12 protein-coding genes, 2 tRNA genes and 1 pseudogene are annotated in these 15494 nt (G+C 65.5%); 9 read left to right on the plus strand and 6 right to left on the minus strand.

The features are described 5' to 3' along the window. Positions 1-36 precede the first annotated feature (36 nt). The 4 genes and pseudogenes from FA89_RS10440 to FA89_RS10455 all read right to left on the minus strand — a co-directional run. Positions 37-462 (minus strand): annotated as a pseudogene (locus FA89_RS10440) (hypothetical protein); the annotation flags it as partial. 761 nt (positions 463-1223) lie between these two features. Next, positions 1224-1766 (minus strand): hypothetical protein, encoded by a 543-nt coding sequence (locus FA89_RS10445; protein ID WP_036140562.1) that lies wholly within the window; start codon positions 1764-1766, stop codon positions 1224-1226. Between the two features lie 20 nt (positions 1767-1786). Then, entirely contained in the window at positions 1787-2902 is a 1116-nt protein-coding gene (locus FA89_RS19230) for a peptidoglycan-binding protein (RefSeq protein ID WP_185754316.1), read from the minus strand. A gap of 100 nt (positions 2903-3002) precedes the next feature. Then, entirely contained in the window at positions 3003-3725 is a 723-nt protein-coding gene (locus tag FA89_RS10455) for a hypothetical protein (RefSeq protein WP_036140563.1), read from the minus strand. Positions 3726-4017: 292 nt separating this feature from the next. Here FA89_RS10455 and FA89_RS10460 point away from each other — a divergent pair, with 292 nt between their 5' ends. From FA89_RS10460 to FA89_RS10490, 7 genes are all read left to right on the plus strand, one after another. After that, positions 4018-4527, plus strand: a complete 510-nt coding sequence (locus FA89_RS10460; protein WP_036140565.1) for a CinA family protein — start codon at positions 4018-4020, stop codon at positions 4525-4527. Positions 4528-4624: 97 nt separating this feature from the next. Beyond that, positions 4625-5665 carry a recombinase RecA gene (gene recA, locus FA89_RS10465; RefSeq protein ID WP_036140566.1) on the plus strand — a complete coding sequence of 347 codons (1041 nt, stop codon included), beginning with the start codon at positions 4625-4627 and terminating at the stop codon, positions 5663-5665. Further along, positions 5652-6158 carry a regulatory protein RecX gene (locus tag FA89_RS10470; protein WP_036140567.1) on the plus strand — a complete coding sequence of 169 codons (507 nt, stop codon included), beginning with the start codon at positions 5652-5654 and terminating at the stop codon, positions 6156-6158. The genes recA and FA89_RS10470 overlap by 14 nt, the downstream gene beginning before the upstream one ends. Positions 6159-6228: 70 nt before the next feature. Then, positions 6229-8862 carry an alanine--tRNA ligase gene (gene alaS, locus FA89_RS10475; RefSeq protein WP_036140568.1) on the plus strand — a complete coding sequence of 878 codons (2634 nt, stop codon included), beginning with the start codon at positions 6229-6231 and terminating at the stop codon, positions 8860-8862. 303 nt (positions 8863-9165) lie between these two features. Next, a complete protein-coding gene (gene csrA, locus FA89_RS10480; RefSeq protein WP_036140570.1) occupies positions 9166-9375 on the plus strand; it encodes a carbon storage regulator CsrA in 210 nt (69 codons plus the stop codon). A gap of 76 nt (positions 9376-9451) precedes the next feature. Beyond that, a tRNA-Ser gene (locus tag FA89_RS10485) sits at positions 9452-9544 on the plus strand. Between the two features lie 135 nt (positions 9545-9679). Beyond that, positions 9680-11119: a sensor histidine kinase gene (locus tag FA89_RS10490; protein ID WP_081916465.1), complete on the plus strand. Its 1440-nt coding sequence runs from the start codon at positions 9680-9682 to the stop codon at positions 11117-11119. A 61-nt stretch (positions 11120-11180) separates the two neighbouring features. On the opposite strand, the gene FA89_RS10495 is transcribed toward FA89_RS10490, so the two are convergent. Then, a tRNA-Pro gene (locus FA89_RS10495) sits at positions 11181-11257 on the minus strand. A 157-nt stretch (positions 11258-11414) separates the two neighbouring features. Here FA89_RS10495 and hisS point away from each other — a divergent pair. Next, positions 11415-12806 (plus strand): histidine--tRNA ligase, encoded by a 1392-nt coding sequence (gene hisS, locus FA89_RS10500; RefSeq protein ID WP_036140573.1) that lies wholly within the window; start codon positions 11415-11417, stop codon positions 12804-12806. Positions 12807-12836: 30 nt separating this feature from the next. Continuing rightward, a complete protein-coding gene (locus FA89_RS10505; protein WP_036140575.1) occupies positions 12837-14732 on the plus strand; it encodes an HAL/PAL/TAL family ammonia-lyase in 1896 nt (631 codons plus the stop codon). On the opposite strand, the gene FA89_RS10510 is transcribed toward FA89_RS10505, so the two are convergent. Next, entirely contained in the window at positions 14733-15431 is a 699-nt protein-coding gene (locus tag FA89_RS10510) for a response regulator (RefSeq protein ID WP_051938681.1), read from the minus strand. Positions 15432-15494 lie beyond the last annotated feature (63 nt).

A 15494-nucleotide genomic window follows, 5' to 3' on the forward strand; every position in this document is an offset into this window, starting at 1 on the left:
ATGCGCTTGGGCAGGCGGCGCGGCCGCGGGCGCCACGCTTGCGCTGACTTCCTCGACGACCAGTTCAGGACCATTGACGGTAACGGCTACGCCTTGTGCGCCGTAAATGGTGCTCAGCTGCGTGGTGGCATCGCGCAGTTCCGTCGTATGGATGCCCGAGGTGGCACGGGTCAGGCTGAAATCCGACCTGAGCCGGTAGGCCAGCTTCATGCCGGTGTCCTTCGTCCACCGCGTGAGCATCGTCTTCAACGTGCCATCCATCGGCGCCGCATAGTAGGTGTACGGCACGGCGAGCGGGATCTCGACCACCTTGTCGTCGTATTTGTTGACCGGCTTCCAGCGGCCGCCGAAGTCCTTGGCGGAAGGCGTGCCGCACGCGGTCAGCACCAGGGCGAGGCCCGAGGCGAGGAGAAGGGTGCAAGCGGGGTTGAGGATTTTTTTCACGCGTGGCTCGTAAGTCATCTAAGGCAAAGAAAACATCAGCGGCCCTCGTCGTCGGCTTGGCCGGGACGCGGGGTCGAGAAATCGTTTACATCGCTACGAAACTGACGACCCAGCCAGATGTCCGGCGCCTGGCCGGGTCTGGTTCGGTCGATTCGCCACGACGCGACGCGCGTTCATGGCAAACACTCCCCTTGAACAGCTGAAACCTTGGGCCCAACGGCCACGAGCGTGATGCAAATCGTCCATAAAACATCCTGTATCGAGCGCTGGCGCGCCGTTGCACTACGTAACCGCTAATGACCGGCCAAACGGGTTCCCGGAGCGATGTGATGAATCGCCACTTGCGGTTGCCGCGTTGGAGCCTTGAGGTTTCCCCCACCCTGAATGGAGCTAGTCCACGTTGTTAAGATAAAGCAATATCCGCGCGCTGACTAGGGGTCTGTATACGCGTTTCTGCGGCCGATATCACACAAATTCCGGCTGTAACGTGAATTACACAGCCCGAAGGTGACGTGGATCACGTTCGTCAGGCTGGTGTAAGAGACATGGCGAAATGTCTACATTCCGTGAAATGGTCTTTTTGCGCATATCTGGATCCCTTGCTCGTAACGGTGTCACGGGTATATGTCAGGTTTGCTACATGCCATTAGCGGCGCTGTGGAACTGGGCCGGCCTGAGAGACGACATACTGACCGAGGCATCGGCGAGAGAGCAGTCGTCCACGCCCATGCTTTTGGGTCAGTTGGGCCCGCGCAAGTTCTCCGGGCGTGCCCGTGCGCTCAACGAGCCAGGCGATGCCAGCGTTTGTTGACATACACGCACACGCCTCCCTCGGGACAGGGGCGCAAACTCCCACGTATCCGGGCCTCATGCAGTTCACCTGCCCAGGCAGTGTCTTCTCTGTAGGTATAAGTGCTCCAGCCGATGGTGCATGTGGCGGCAGCGATGGCCAACAGGGCGCCTCCCGTGGCCAACAGCGCTTTCCAGACACTGAGGGCGTGCAGCCGCTTGAGCGCATGGATCTTCTCCTCCAGGCCCGTACTTGCTCGTGTCACCGTCGACGACGCGTCCACGATCACGTGCTCGAGGTCGGCCGTCACGGCTTGTGTGCTTGCCAGGATCGCCTTGCCCGCATGGGACATCAGGTCGCTCGTGGCCTGTCGTGCGCTGGCTTCCGCAGTGCTGGCCAGGGCGTTTGCCGTGCGCGCCAGCTCCGTTTGCGACCGTTCGGTCTGGCGGGTCAGTCGCTCGCCGAGGTCTTTCAACCCCGCGGCCAGCATGCCCAGTTTCACCGCGAGTTCTTCGACGTCCGTTCGATCCATGTGTCCTTCCATTCCTCGTCTCAAAGCGACAGCACCGGACCGCTTCGTTGCGGCGCGGCCATGATTTCCTGTTGCTGTAGCTGGGCTTGCTGTGCCTGTTGCGCCGCCAGCGCGTCCTCTGCCGCCTGCTGCCGGGCGTGTTCGCCATCCCTCAGGAACTCACTTCCGCCCGGCGTGTTCGCATAGATCTGACCGACCCGGCAGAGGGCGTCGACGTCGCGATCGTGTCCCGCCTGGCACAGCGCCTCGAACATGTCGTGAATCGAAGGCTCCTTCGAAGCGGCTTCCGTCCGACCGGCGACCCTGTCATCGGCGTAAGGCCCCCGGTTTTCCTTCAGATGCCGATGCGCGATGTCTGCGACATCCAGCGTCCGTGGGCCGGGTACGCCATCCGCGGCCAGGTCGTGGTTATGTTGGAAGTCCATCACCGCATGGCGCGTGGCATGGCCGAAATCGCCATCGATACGCACGTCGTAGCCGAGGTCGTGCAGTTGTTCCTGCAGGTGGCGAACATCGGCGCCGTGCGCTCCGGCCCGGAGCGTCGCGGCCGTGAGCGCGCCTGCGGGTTGCGAGGCCTGTAACGGCTCAAGTCCCAGCAGGTCATCGGGAGTGAGAGTCTGCTGGCGAAGCCCCTCGACCAGTTCCGGGGTAATGACTGCCGCCCAGCCTGCCACAGCGTCCACCCGCTCGTCGTAGCCATTGGTACCGCCGTTGATCCGGCGCGTTACCGCTTCGACATCGGTCCGGTCGACGTGTTTCAGCCGCTGCTGCCAGTAGGCGACGGCGACATCGGCCGAGACCTCGGGGTCGGCGGCGCGCTCGGGGTGTTCGATCAGGTCGACTCCGACCAGGCGCCCGTAGGTTTCGTAGTTGGCCCGACCGGTCAGTTGGATCACGCCGCGTCCATGGAAACGCCAGCCATCGCCCGGCGTCGTGTTACCCAGGTCGGTACGCCCGTCGTAGAAGAGGTTGGCGGTCGCTTCCGGGTCGCGCGCGGCGAGCACGGCGGCCACTTCGTCACGAGTGTGGCGCTGGCGAAGCTGTCCCACCACGCTCAGCGCGCGGTCGGCGCTGCGATAACGGAAATCCTCGTGGGTGCGGGTGAACCCGGCGGATTCCACGGCGGTCTGGCCCATGAGGTTGGACAGCTCCGCGGGCGAGGTAATGCCGCTGTCGATGGCGCGCTTCAGCAGCTGCGCGGAATGCGGATTGAATCGAGGCGTGCGCATAGCCGGGTCAGTCGTCCGTCGAGGTGCGCGTGTCCAGCAGGCGCTGCAGCGGCGCCGCCTTCAACTCGCTCATGGGGGTAAGCGGGAAGTCGCGCGGGGAAGCGATTTCGCCGTACGCCATGACGACATCACTGTTGGACCCGGCGTTAGTCAGTACATAGCCTTGGCTCATGGAGCTGACGTACCAGTGGCCGTCGGCACGGTGATGGACAAAGGCAAAGGTCGTGTGGCGCCGTACGCCCTGGTTGCTCCAGGTGATCGCGCCCGGCTTGACCAGCAGGTTGTCGTGATAGGCCATTTCCCTCGGGCGATCCATGACAGGGTTGTCGACGCAGTCGATCGCCTCGCGGCTGCGCTCGGCCTCCTTCCACGCGCTTTGTGCGCCAGTGCCGGTGCCGGTGCTCGAACCCGTGAAGACGAGCAGTTCGCACGCGTTATCGGCGGAGGTGTCGGGTTGTTCCGTGAACCGGGCGCCGCGGTACACGGCGATAACGAGGTCCATGGCGCCATCGCCCGTGGCATCCGCCTTTTCATAAGCGAGGACAAGGTCGTCCGGGGCGAGGACTGCACGGACCTCGTCTGGCACCGCAGGCATGGCCTCCACCGCAGCCACGGCGGGCAAAGGTGGCGCGAAGAGTAACGCCGCCATCGCACCGAGCAAGATCGAACGGCAATACACGGTTGCCGTCACACCGCGGGAGATGCGGGATGGCTGACCGGTCCTTTCCATGGGGCGTACTCCTTTCCAGGGCGCGCCGGAGCGCACCATCGGATCGACATCGAGGGGGAGTGCAGGGGCGCTGTGCCGCAACCGCTGGCACGACGCCCCGTTCTTGAATGGCAATGTAGGTGTGACGTGCTACGTCACTAATGGGTTGCCATCGTAGCCGTGCGTCGTGGCCGCGACAATGCGTTCGGCATAGAACTTTTCTGAAAAATCGTCAGCATGTGGTGGGCGTTGCATCGACACGCCTGCACGATCCGGGTTAGAACCTTGGCCTTTATCGACAGGTAGCCCAGGTATGGCCACACAGAACATGCCCACCGACGATGACCTCATGGTGCTAGCCCAGGCCGTCGCCGCTGCTGCCCAGGAGCGGCGCGTCATGGTGGCCACGGCCGAATCGTGCACGGGTGGGTGGATCGCCAAGACCCTGACGGACCTGGCCGGGAGTTCGGCCTGGTTCGAGGCGGGCGTGGTCACCTATAGCTATAGCGCCAAGGAGTCGCTGCTCGGGGTCAACCCGCGCACCCTGGAGCGCACGGGTGCGGTCAGCGAGGAGACGGTGCTGGAAATGGTCTCGGGCGCCCTGGCGCGCTACGGCGCGGGCATCGCCGTGGCGGTCACCGGTATCGCGGGCCCGTCCGGCGGCACTCCGGACAAGCCTGTCGGCACCGTGTGGATCGGATGGAAGCGGCGCGGGGGCTACGCCCACGCCAGCCTTCACCATTTCGACGGCGACCGCGAGGCTGTCCGGCGGCAGACGGTAGCGGCCGCACTTGTTGGAATGGCTACCGAACTGAAGGGCTGAACGCCCCGGGCTATGGCAAACTTGGGGATTGCGGATCGCAGTCCCTGAGACGACGGTCCGTCAAGATACCTACCTACACAAGAGACCGGATATGACGATGGACGACAATAAGCGCAAGGCGCTGGCGAGTGCCCTCGGCCAGATCGAAAAGCAGTTCGGCAAGGGTGCGGTCATGCGTCTTGGCGACCGCGTCGACGACAACATCGACACGGTGTCCACCGGCTCGCTGGGCCTGGATATCGCCCTGGGCATCGGCGGCCTGCCGCGCGGCCGCGTGGTCGAGATCTACGGCCCGGAATCCTCGGGCAAGACCACGCTGACCCTGCAGGCCATTGCCTCGTGCCAGCGCGCGGGCGGCACGGCGGCATTCGTCGACGCCGAGCACGCGCTCGACCCGAGCTACGCCGAGAAACTGGGCGTCAACGTCGCCGACCTCCTGGTCAGCCAGCCGGACACCGGCGAGCAGGCCCTCGAGATCGCCGACATGCTGGTGCGCTCGGGCGCCGTGGACATGGTGGTGATCGACTCGGTGGCCGCGCTGACCCCCAAGGCGGAAATCGAAGGCGAGATGGGCGACTCCCACGTCGGCCTGCACGCCCGCTTGATGAGCCAGGCCCTGCGCAAGCTCACGGCCAACATCAAGAAGACCAACTGCCTGGTCATCTTCATCAACCAGATCCGCATGAAGATCGGCGTCATGTTCGGCAGCCCGGAAACCACCACCGGCGGTAACGCGCTGAAGTTTTACGCCTCGGTCCGCCTGGATATCCGCCGCATTGGCGCGGTGAAGAAGGGCGACGAGGTCATCGGTTCGGAGACCCGCGTCAAGGTCGTCAAGAACAAGGTCGCGCCGCCGTTCCGTCAGGCCGAGTTCGAGATTCTCTACGGCGAGGGCACCTCGCGCGAAGGCGAGATCATCGAACTGGGCGTGCGCGAGAACCTGATCGACAAATCCGGCGCCTGGTACAGCTACAAGGGCGACCGCATCGGCCAGGGCAAGGAAAACGTCCGTCAGTTCCTGCGTGACAACCCGGGCATCGCCAACGAGGTCGATACCGAGCTGCGCGCCCGCCTGCTGGTCAAGGCGGGTCCCAAGTCCGAAGCCTCCACCGAGGCCGACGAGCTTGAGGAAGTCTGATAAGGGCACCGGGCAGGGCGACGGCAAGGCCGCTCGCCCCACCCGCACCGCGTACGACAAGGCGCTGGGCCTGCTGGCCCGGCGCGAGCATTCCCGCCGCGAACTCAAGCAGAAGCTCGAGCGCGGCGGTTTTGCGCGTGACGAGTCCGCCGTCGCCCTGGAGCGGCTGGGCGACCAGGGCTATCAGGACGACGACCGTTTCGCGGCCTCGCTGTTTCGCAGCCGGGCAGGGCAGGGCTACGGGCCGGCCCGCATCCGTGCGGAACTGCGCAGCCAGGGCGTCAGCGACGCCACCATCCGCGAGTTGATGGAAAACACCGAGATCGATTGGCACGATCTGGCCGCCAGTCAGCTTCGTCGGCGCTATGGCGGGCCATCGGCCGACCCGGCTGAACGGGCCCGACGGGCGCAATTCCTCTTGCGTCGCGGCTTCGCCGCCGCCACAGTACGGGGTCTAACTCACGCCGATGCGGAAGACGCCGACGACGATTGAAGGCCACCAGCCTTGATTGGGACGGAGCGTCGACGCAACGCGTCTCGCAGCTCCCCAGCCACGATCGCTCATGAAAACCGCCGAAATCCGTTCGACCTTCCTCGAGTTCTTCCGGTCCAAGGACCACACCATCGTGCCGTCGGCATCGCTGGTGCCGTCGAACGACCCCACGCTGCTGTTCACCAACTCCGGCATGGTGCCCTTCAAGAACGTGTTCCTGGGCAGCGAAAAGCCCGGGTATGTCCGTGCGGCCGACGTCCAGCGCTGCCTGCGCGCGGGCGGCAAGCATAACGACCTGGATGCCGTGGGCTACACCGCCCGCCATCACACCTTCTTCGAGATGCTGGGCAACTGGTCGTTCGGCGATTACTTCAAGCGCGATGCCATCCGCTATGCCTGGGAGCTCCTGACGGGTGTCTACAAGCTGCCGGCGGAGCGCCTGTGGGTCACCGTGTACCACACGGATGACGAGGCCTTCGATATCTGGAACAAGGAAGTGGGCGTGCCGGCCGAGCGGATCGTTCGCATCGGCGACAACAAGGGTGCGCCCTTCGCTTCCGACAACTTCTGGCAGATGGCCGACACGGGCCCGTGCGGCCCGTGCACGGAGATCTTCTACGACCACGGCGCCGATGTGGCTGGTGGCCCTCCAGGCTCGCCCGACGAAGACGGCGATCGCTACATCGAGATCTGGAACCTGGTCTTCATGCAGTTCGACCGGGCACCGGACGGCACGCTGGCGCCGTTGCCGGCGCCCTGCGTCGACACCGGCATGGGCCTGGAGCGCCTGGCCGCCGTCCTGCAGCACGTGCACTCCAACTACGAGATCGACCTGTTCGCGCACCTCATCGCCGAGGCGGGTCGCCTGACCGGCACCGCCGACCTGTCGAACAAGTCGCTGCGCGTCATCGCCGATCACATCCGTGCCTGCTCCTTCCTTATCGTCGATGGCGTGCTGCCCTCGAACGAGGGGCGCGGCTACGTGCTTCGCCGGATCATCCGTCGCGCCCTGCGCCACGGCTGGATGCTGGGCGTGCGTGGCGACTTCTTCTGGAAGATGGTGGCCCCGCTGGTGGCCGAGATGGGCGAGGCCTATCCGGACATCGCCCGCAAGCAGGCCTTCGTGGAGCAGGCTCTGCGCACCGAGGAAGATCGCTTCGGAGAAACGCTGGAACACGGCATGCGCCTGTTCGACGACGTGGCTTCCAAGTCGGAGAAGGTGATCCCGGGCGAGCACGCGTTCCGCCTCTACGATACTTACGGCTTCCCCGTGGATCTCACCGCCGATATCGCTCGCGAGCGCGGCATGAGCGTCGACATGGACGGCTTCGAGCGGGCCATGGGCGAGCAGCGTGCCCGTGCCCGCGCGGCCAGCAACTTCGCCACCAAGGCGCAGCTGCCGGCCGAGGTGGCCAGCGCCGTGTCGCCCACGGTCTTCACCGGTTACGACAGCCTCGAACTAGCCGATGCGACCGTGGTTGCCATCGTGCGCGACGGCAAGTCGGTGGACCGTCTGGCGGATGGCGAGCAGGCATTCCTGCTGCTTGACCGCACCCCCTTCTATGCCGAATCCGGCGGCCAGGTCGGCGATACCGGCATACTGCGTAATCCGGCGGGCGCATTGGCGGTGGAGGACACGCAGAAGGTCGGCGGCGCGTTCTTCGCGCACTTCGGCACGTGGCAGGGCTCCGCACCGCTGAACAAGGGCGATGTGGTGGGCGCGTCGGTGGATGCCGCCCAGCGCCAGGCCACTGTGCTCAACCATTCCGCTACCCACCTGCTGCACGCGGCGCTGCGCACCGTGTTGGGTGACCATGTGTCCCAGAAGGGATCGCTGGTGGCTCCGGAGCGCCTGCGCTTTGACTTCTCGCATTTCAAGCCGCTGACGGCCGACGAACTGGCGCTGATCGAGCGCATGGTCAACGACGAGATTCGTCACAACGACGCCGCCGAAATCCACAACATGGGCTACGACGAAGCGATCGAGTTCGGGGCCATGGCGCTGTTCGGTGAAAAGTACGGTGCCGAAGTGCGCGTGCTGAAGATGGGCGATTTTTCCACGGAACTGTGTGGTGGCACCCACGTGTCGCGCACGGGCGATATCGGCCTGTTCAAGATCGTCTCCGAATCCGGCGTCGCCGCCGGTGTCCGCCGCATCGAAGCGGTGACCGGTGCGGGCGCCATGGCGCGCGTGGCCGATGAGGAGCGCGTGCTGGGCGAAGTGTCCGGCCTACTCGCCGCCACGGGTGACGACGTGATCGAGAAGCTTCGCCAGCTGTTCGATCGGCAGAAGAAGCTTGAGCGTGAGGTGGAGTCCTACAAGTCCAAGGCGGCCAGCTCGGCCTCGGCAGGCCTGGCCGAGTCGGCGGTCGACATCGCGGGCATCAAGGTGGTCGCGGCCCGCGTCGAGGGCCTGGACGCCAAGTCCCTGCGCGACAGCGTGGACGTACTCAAGCAGCAGCTGGGCGACTGCGCCATCGTGCTGGCCGGTGCGGTCGACGGGCGCGTCGCGCTCGTGGCCGGTGTCGGCGGCTCCGCGCTCGGCCGGGTCAAGGCGGGCGACCTGGTGGGCGAAGTCGCCTCGAAGATCGACGGCAAGGGCGGCGGTCGTCCCGACATGGCCCAGGGTGGCGGTGTAGATAGTCCGGCATTGCCTGGCATCCTTGCCGCCATTCCGGGATGGGTGCAATCCCGTCTGGGCTGAACGTCGAGTGGGCTACGCGAGCATGGACGGCTGTAAGGCCGTTTGTGTAAACGTCTTCACGTGCTTGCGCGTTGCTTACCCGGGATTGGCTCAGCTAGTATGATCCGAATGCCGAAAGCGTTTTTCGGTATCGATCCTTCGGATCGGAAATGGCAGGACAGCTGGTCAGCGACACACACAACTAGAGCCGGGGAAGGCAGTTCGGCCTTCGATGGTCGAAACGTCAATCCATCGACGGCAAGCACTCGGGGTGAGGTTGTCGTTGGTGGGGAAGCCAATACCTGATTTTATGGAGTATCAATCATGCTGATTCTGACCCGCCGGGTCGGTGAAACCCTGATGATCGGCGACGAGGTGACCGTCACCGTTCTGGGTGTCAAGGGTAACCAGGTGCGCATCGGCATCAATGCACCGAAAAATGTCGCGGTCCACCGCGAAGAGATCTACCAGCGCATCAAGAACGAAGGCGACGCCGGCACGCATGCCGGGGACGACCACGACCAAGACCAGTAAGGCCCGAGGCTTTACGAGGCGTGCAAGGTTAAGTATCCTTGCCGGCTCGTGAGGGCAGGTTCTTCACGACAATCCCGGAGAGTTGCCCGAGTGGCCGAAGGGGCTCCCCTGCTAAGGGAGTATAGGGTCAAAAGCCTTATCGAGGGTTCGAATCCCTCACTCTCCGCCAGTTTGCAAAAAGCCCTGTTCGCAGGGCTTTTTTGTGCCCGCTGAACGGTCCCGTCAGCGCGCAAGGCGACAAGCCCCTATCGCCTGGGCATCCCCATTATCCTCCGCACTGGTCCCCCTACAGCTGCGCACCCCCATGCCTGTCCCGTTGCCTCACCGACTCAACCCGGGTCGGATCGCCGCACTTCGCCGCAGTGGCATCCTCGACGAGCCGGGCGGGGCACAGTACGCGCACCTTGTCGAACTGGTCCGGATGATGCTGGGCGTGCCGGTGGCCATCGTGTCCATCGTCGATGAGCACCGCCAGGTGTTCGCCGGCCACAGCGGCCTGCCCGAGCCATGGTCGTCCCGTGGGCAGACGCCCATCACCCATTCGTTCTGCCAGCACGTGGTGGACCGGGGTACGGCGCTTTCGGTAAACGACGCCTATGCCGAGCCGCTGGTGCGCGATAACCTCGCCATTCCGGATTTGGGCGTCGTGGCGTATCTGGGCGTACCCATTCGCCTGCCCGGTGGCGAACTCATCGGGGCACTGGCCGCCATCAACACACGGCCGCACGCCTGGACGGCGCACGACCAGCGTTTTCTCGAGTCGGTCGCGGTCATCGTCGACAAGGAGATCCGCGTCGGCGCGTCGGAGCGGCGCTACCGCACGCTGTTCGAGCAGATGCGCGAGGGCTTCTACGTCGGCGACGTGATCCGCGATGGCGACGGTACGGTGGTCGATTTCCGTTTCGACGAGGTCAATCCGTCGTTCAATCGCCTCACCGGCCTGGGTGGCGTGCAGGTCAACGGTGCGCTGCTGAGCGAGGTCGTACCGGGCGCGGGTGCGGAGATCCTTCCGGTATTCGAGAAGATCGTCGACGAGCAGGTTCCGGGCGTTCATGTCAGCCGCTCGACGCTGCTGGCGGGGCGCTGGTTCGAAACGCGCATGACCCCGCTGGGGCCGGATCGGATGATCGGCTTCGTCAGCGACGTGACCGAGCGACGCACGCGGGAAGAACTGCAGGAGGTGCTCAAGCACGAGATGAGCCACCGTCTGAAAAACACGCTGATGATGGTGCAGGCGCTGGCGACGCAGACGCTGCGCGCGGTGCCCGAGCGCGCGCCGGTGGAGGCGCTGGAAGAACGCATCACGGCACTGAGCTCGGCCCACGACATCCTGTTCGACAAGAACTGGGAAGGCGCCTCGGTGGAAGCGATCTCCCGGGCAGCCCTGGGGCGCCTGTGTATCGACAGCCGCATCGACTTCCGCGGGCCGCCGGTCGAGATCGGCCCCAAGGCCACCTTGTCTCTATCGCTGCTGCTGCACGAGCTGGCGACCAACGCCCTGAAGTACGGCGCGCTGTCGAACGACCAGGGCCGTGTCGAGCTCAGCTGGACGCAGGAGGGTGGCGATTTCCTGATGATCTGGCGCGAGGTGGATGGCCCGGCCGTCATGCTGCCGTCCCGCAAGGGCTTCGGCTCGAAGCTGATCGCCATGGGCCTGGGCTCGGGCAGCGTGAAGACCGAATACCTCGCCGAGGGCCTGCTGCTGCAGCTGTCCTCACCGGTGTCGCACCTGCAACAGGCCTAGGCCGGCGACACAAATAAAAACGCCGGCACTAGGCCGGCGTTTTCATAACGAACGTATTCGTTGGTCGGGGAGACAGGATTCGAACCTGCGACTTCTACGTCCCGAACGTAGCGCTCTACCAGGCTGAGCTACACCCCGACGGGAGCCGCGTATATTAGCCATGCACCCGCCGGATGGCAACAGGGCGCTCCGACTTTTTTTACCATCCCGCCGCAGGGGCCGGCCCTGGCCATCTGCTAACCTAGGCGGCTGCCGCGTGGCGGCGCCCGTATAGCCTGTCCCCAAGAGGAATTGCATGGCACTCACCCCGGCCCGCACCATGCCCGGTGTCCTCGAGCTCCTGCCGCTCGACCAGATCGCCTTTCAGCGCATGCTGGACACGATCCGTCGCAACTACGAAAAGTTCGGCTTCCTGCCGATCGAGACACCCGTCATCGAGCACAGCGACGTCCTGCTGACCAAGACCGGCGGCGAGACCGAGCGTCAGGTGTACTTCGTGCAGTCCACCGGCGCGCTGGGCGCGGCGGCGGAGAAGGACGCCGGCGCCGTACCCGACCTGGCGCTGCGTTTCGACCTCACGGTGCCGCTGGCCCGTTACGTCGCCGAGCACGAGCACGACCTCAGCTTCCCGTTCCGTCGCTACCAGATGCAGCGCGTCTACCGGGGCGAGCGTGCGCAGCGCGGCCGCTTCCGCGAGTTCTACCAGTGCGACATCGACGTGATCGGCAAGGATTCCCTCTCGGTGCGCTACGACGCCGAGATCCCGGCAGTCATCTACAACGTGTTCAAGGAACTGAACATCGGTGCGTTCACCATCCAGATGAACAACCGCAAGCTCATGCGCGGTTACTTCGAGAACCTGGGTATCGCCGACGCGGAGCAGCAGATGCTGGTGCTGCGCGAGGTGGACAAGCTGGACAAGCGCGGCGCCGACTATGTGCGCGACACGCTCACCGGCGACGCGTTCGGCCTGTCGGCCGAGGTGGCGGCGAAGATCCTCGCCTTCGTGCAGGTGCGTTCCACGTCCGTGGCCGATGCCTTCGCCCATCTGGATGCGTTGGGTTCCGGCTCGGAAACCTTCGAGCAGGGCAGGGCCGAACTGAAGGACGTGCTGACGATGATCCGCGACTTCGGCGTGCCGGAGACGCATTTCGCGCTCAACCTGTCGATCGCGCGCGGGCTGGATTACTACACGGGTACGGTCTACGAGACCACGCTCAACGACCATCCCGGCATCGGTTCCATCTGCTCGGGCGGACGCTACGAGAACCTCGCCGGTCAGTACACCAAATCGCACCTGCCGGGTGTCGGTATCTCCATCGGCCTCACGCGCCTGTACTGGCAACTGCGCGACGCCGGCCTCGTCTCCACCGCGCGCAGCACCGTGGACGTGCTGGTGACGCAGATGGATGCGGCCCAGTTGCCCACCTACCTGGCCGTGGCCACCGAGTTACGCAACGCCGGCATCGCCACGGAAGTGGTGCTGGAAGGCGGCAAGCTGGGCAAGCAGTTCAAGTACGCGGACCGCGCCGGCATCCGTTTCGTCGTGGTGCTGGGCGAGGACGAGATCGCCAAGGGCGTCGTTACCGTGAAGGACCTGCGCCGCGAAGACCAGTTCGAGGTGGCGCGCGCCGACCTGATCAAGACCTTGCGCGTCGAACTGGCCCAGGCCGACATCGGTCGCTGATCCTCCCTTTTACTTCGCACGGCATCGCCCATGACCTCTCCTATCCTTCTCGATGGCCGCAGCCTCACGCGTGCCCAGGTGGCGGCCATCGCCCGCCGTGGCGTCTCGATTCGCCTGGATGACGCGCAACTGGTCAAGGTGAAGCGCGCGGCCGACTTCCTGGCAGAGAAGGTGGGTGGCGGCGAGCCGATCTACGGCGTGACCACGGGTTTCGGCAGCAATGCCGACAAGCTGCTGGGCGCCCACCGCGTGCGCGACGAACTGGCCGGTGGCAACCCCGAGCCGCGCGAGGGCACGCTGCTGGAAGAACTGCAGCACAACCTGATCATCACCCATGCGGTGTGTGTGGGTAAGCCGTTCGCCGAGGACGTGGTGCGCGCGATGCTGGCCATTCGCGTCAACACGCTGATGAAGGGGCACTCCGGCATCCGCGTGGAAACCCTGCGCGCGCTGGCCGAGTTGCTCAACCGCAACGTGATCCCGGTGATCCCGGAGAAGGGCTCGGTGGGCGCCAGTGGCGACCTCGCGCCGCTGTCGCACCTGGCCATCGTGCTGCTAGGCGGTGGCGAAGCCTTCTACCAGGGCGAACGGCTGCCCGGTGCGGAAGCGCTGAAGCGTGCGGGCCTGGCACCGGTGCGCCTGTCGTTCAAGGAAGGCCTGGCGCTCAACAACGGCACCACGCAGATGCTGGCCACCGGCGTGCTTGCGCTGGACACGATGGACATGCTGATCCGCACGGCCGATCTGGCTGCGGCGATGACGCTGGACGCTTTCGCCGGTCGCACCGGCGCCTATGCCGAGCAGGTGCACGCGCTGCGCCCACATCCGGGCCAGGTGGCCGCGGCGCGGAACATACGCGGCCTGCTCGACGGCTCGACGCTGGCCGACATCGCGTACCACATGGTGCCGCGATTCCGTCCCTGGTTGTCCGACTCGTGGGCCGATCCGGCCGACCAGGGTCACCGTTTCGACATCGGCTGGGATTGGGTGCCGGCCACGCAGCGGCATGGCAAGGAGGCGTTCTACTCGCGCTTCCTGCCCTTCAAGGGCGGCAAGAAGCACCAGCCGCAGGATGCGTACTGCCTGCGCTGCGCGCCGCAGGTGCATGGCGCCGTGCGCGATGCGTGGGAGCAGGCCTGCCGCGTGTTCGACGTCGAGCTCAACGCGGTAACCGACAACCCGCTGGTGTTCCCCGATGCCGAGGATGCGCAGGTCATCGAGGACCAGGTGATCTCCGCCGGTCATTTCCACGGCATGCCGCTGGCCCTGGTGATGAGCTACGTGAAGGCATCGATCCCGGTGCTGGCCTCCATTTCCGAGCGCCGCACGGCCAAGCTGGTGGACCCGGCCAACAACGACGGCCTGCCGGCCTTCCTGATCGGCAACGAGGACGCCACGGATTCCGGCTTCATGATCGTGCAGTACACCGCCGCGGCCCTGGTCAACGACCTGGCCACGCGCGCGCACCCGGCTTCCGTGTATTCGATCCCGACCAGCGCCAACGCCGAAGATCACGTGTCGATGGGCGCCAACGAGGCGCGTCACGTGCTGGAGATGACCGAAGATCTCGGCCACGTGCTGGCCATGGAGCTGTACACGGCCGCCCAGGCGCTGGAGTACCGCCAGGACATGCTCAACGCCGCCCGCACGCTGGCCATGCGCGGCGACTGGCAGGCGCTGGCCGCCAAGGTCGCCGGCGCGCCACGCGCCGATTCGCCGCACTACGCGCGTTTCGAAACGGAAGTGCGTGCCTTGATGGATGCCCTGGCCGGTGCCGAGGACTTCCATGGCGGCGTGGCGGTGCGCCACGCCCTTGCCACCGTTCGCGAGTACATCGCCTTCATGCAGCGCGACCGCGCGATGGACGGCGAAGTGCGCCTGATGTGCGAACTGGTGGCCTCCGGCCGGCTGGTGGCCGACGCCTGATCAGGGCGCGCAGAAGTTGAGGCTGGCGGCGGCTTCGTCCGCCGGCGACCAGTCGTCCAGCATGCCCGCGCGCACGCCGGCCAGGTACTGGTACAGCTGGGCGTCGTTGGCCAGGCCCAGCTTGAGCATGGCCGAGCGCTTCTGCCGGCTGATCGTCTTGAAGCTGCGCCCCATCGCCCTGGCGATCTCCGCCAGCTGGTAGCCCTGGGCATAGGCCCGCAGGACCTCCACCTCGCGTGGGGACAGCCGCGTGACCAGTTCCTTGTCGGTGGGTGCGCAGTCCGTCTCGTGGAACAGCCGGCGGATGGCGGGGCTGAGGTAGCAGCGGCCGACATCCGCCGCATGCACGGCCACCGGGATATCGCGCAGGCTGGTGCGTTTGTCGAACAGCGCCGCCACGCCCATGTCGAGCAGGCTGCGCAGGATGGCCACGTTGGACAGCATGGTGAGGACGACGATGCCGGTGTCCGGACGCAGGGCGCGTATGCGGCGGATCATCGGCATGCCGTCCGGACGGCTGCCCTCGGGCATGGAGAAGTCGGTGACGACGACATCGCACGGGTGATCGGTCAGGGCGTCGAAGAGGGCATCGGTGTCGTGCGCACGCGCCACGATGTCGTAGCGGTGCGACCTCAGGATGGTCTCGACCCCTGCAACCACGACCGGGTGATCGTCCGCGATGATCACGGTGCTCGGCATGGGTAGGGCTCATGGAAAAGATGGCGTCATGGTGGCGGGGAGTCGCTGCGCGGTATATGGAAC

It is taken from the genome of Luteibacter sp. 9135 (assembly GCF_000745005.1).
GTDB lineage: Bacteria > Pseudomonadota > Gammaproteobacteria > Xanthomonadales > Rhodanobacteraceae > Luteibacter.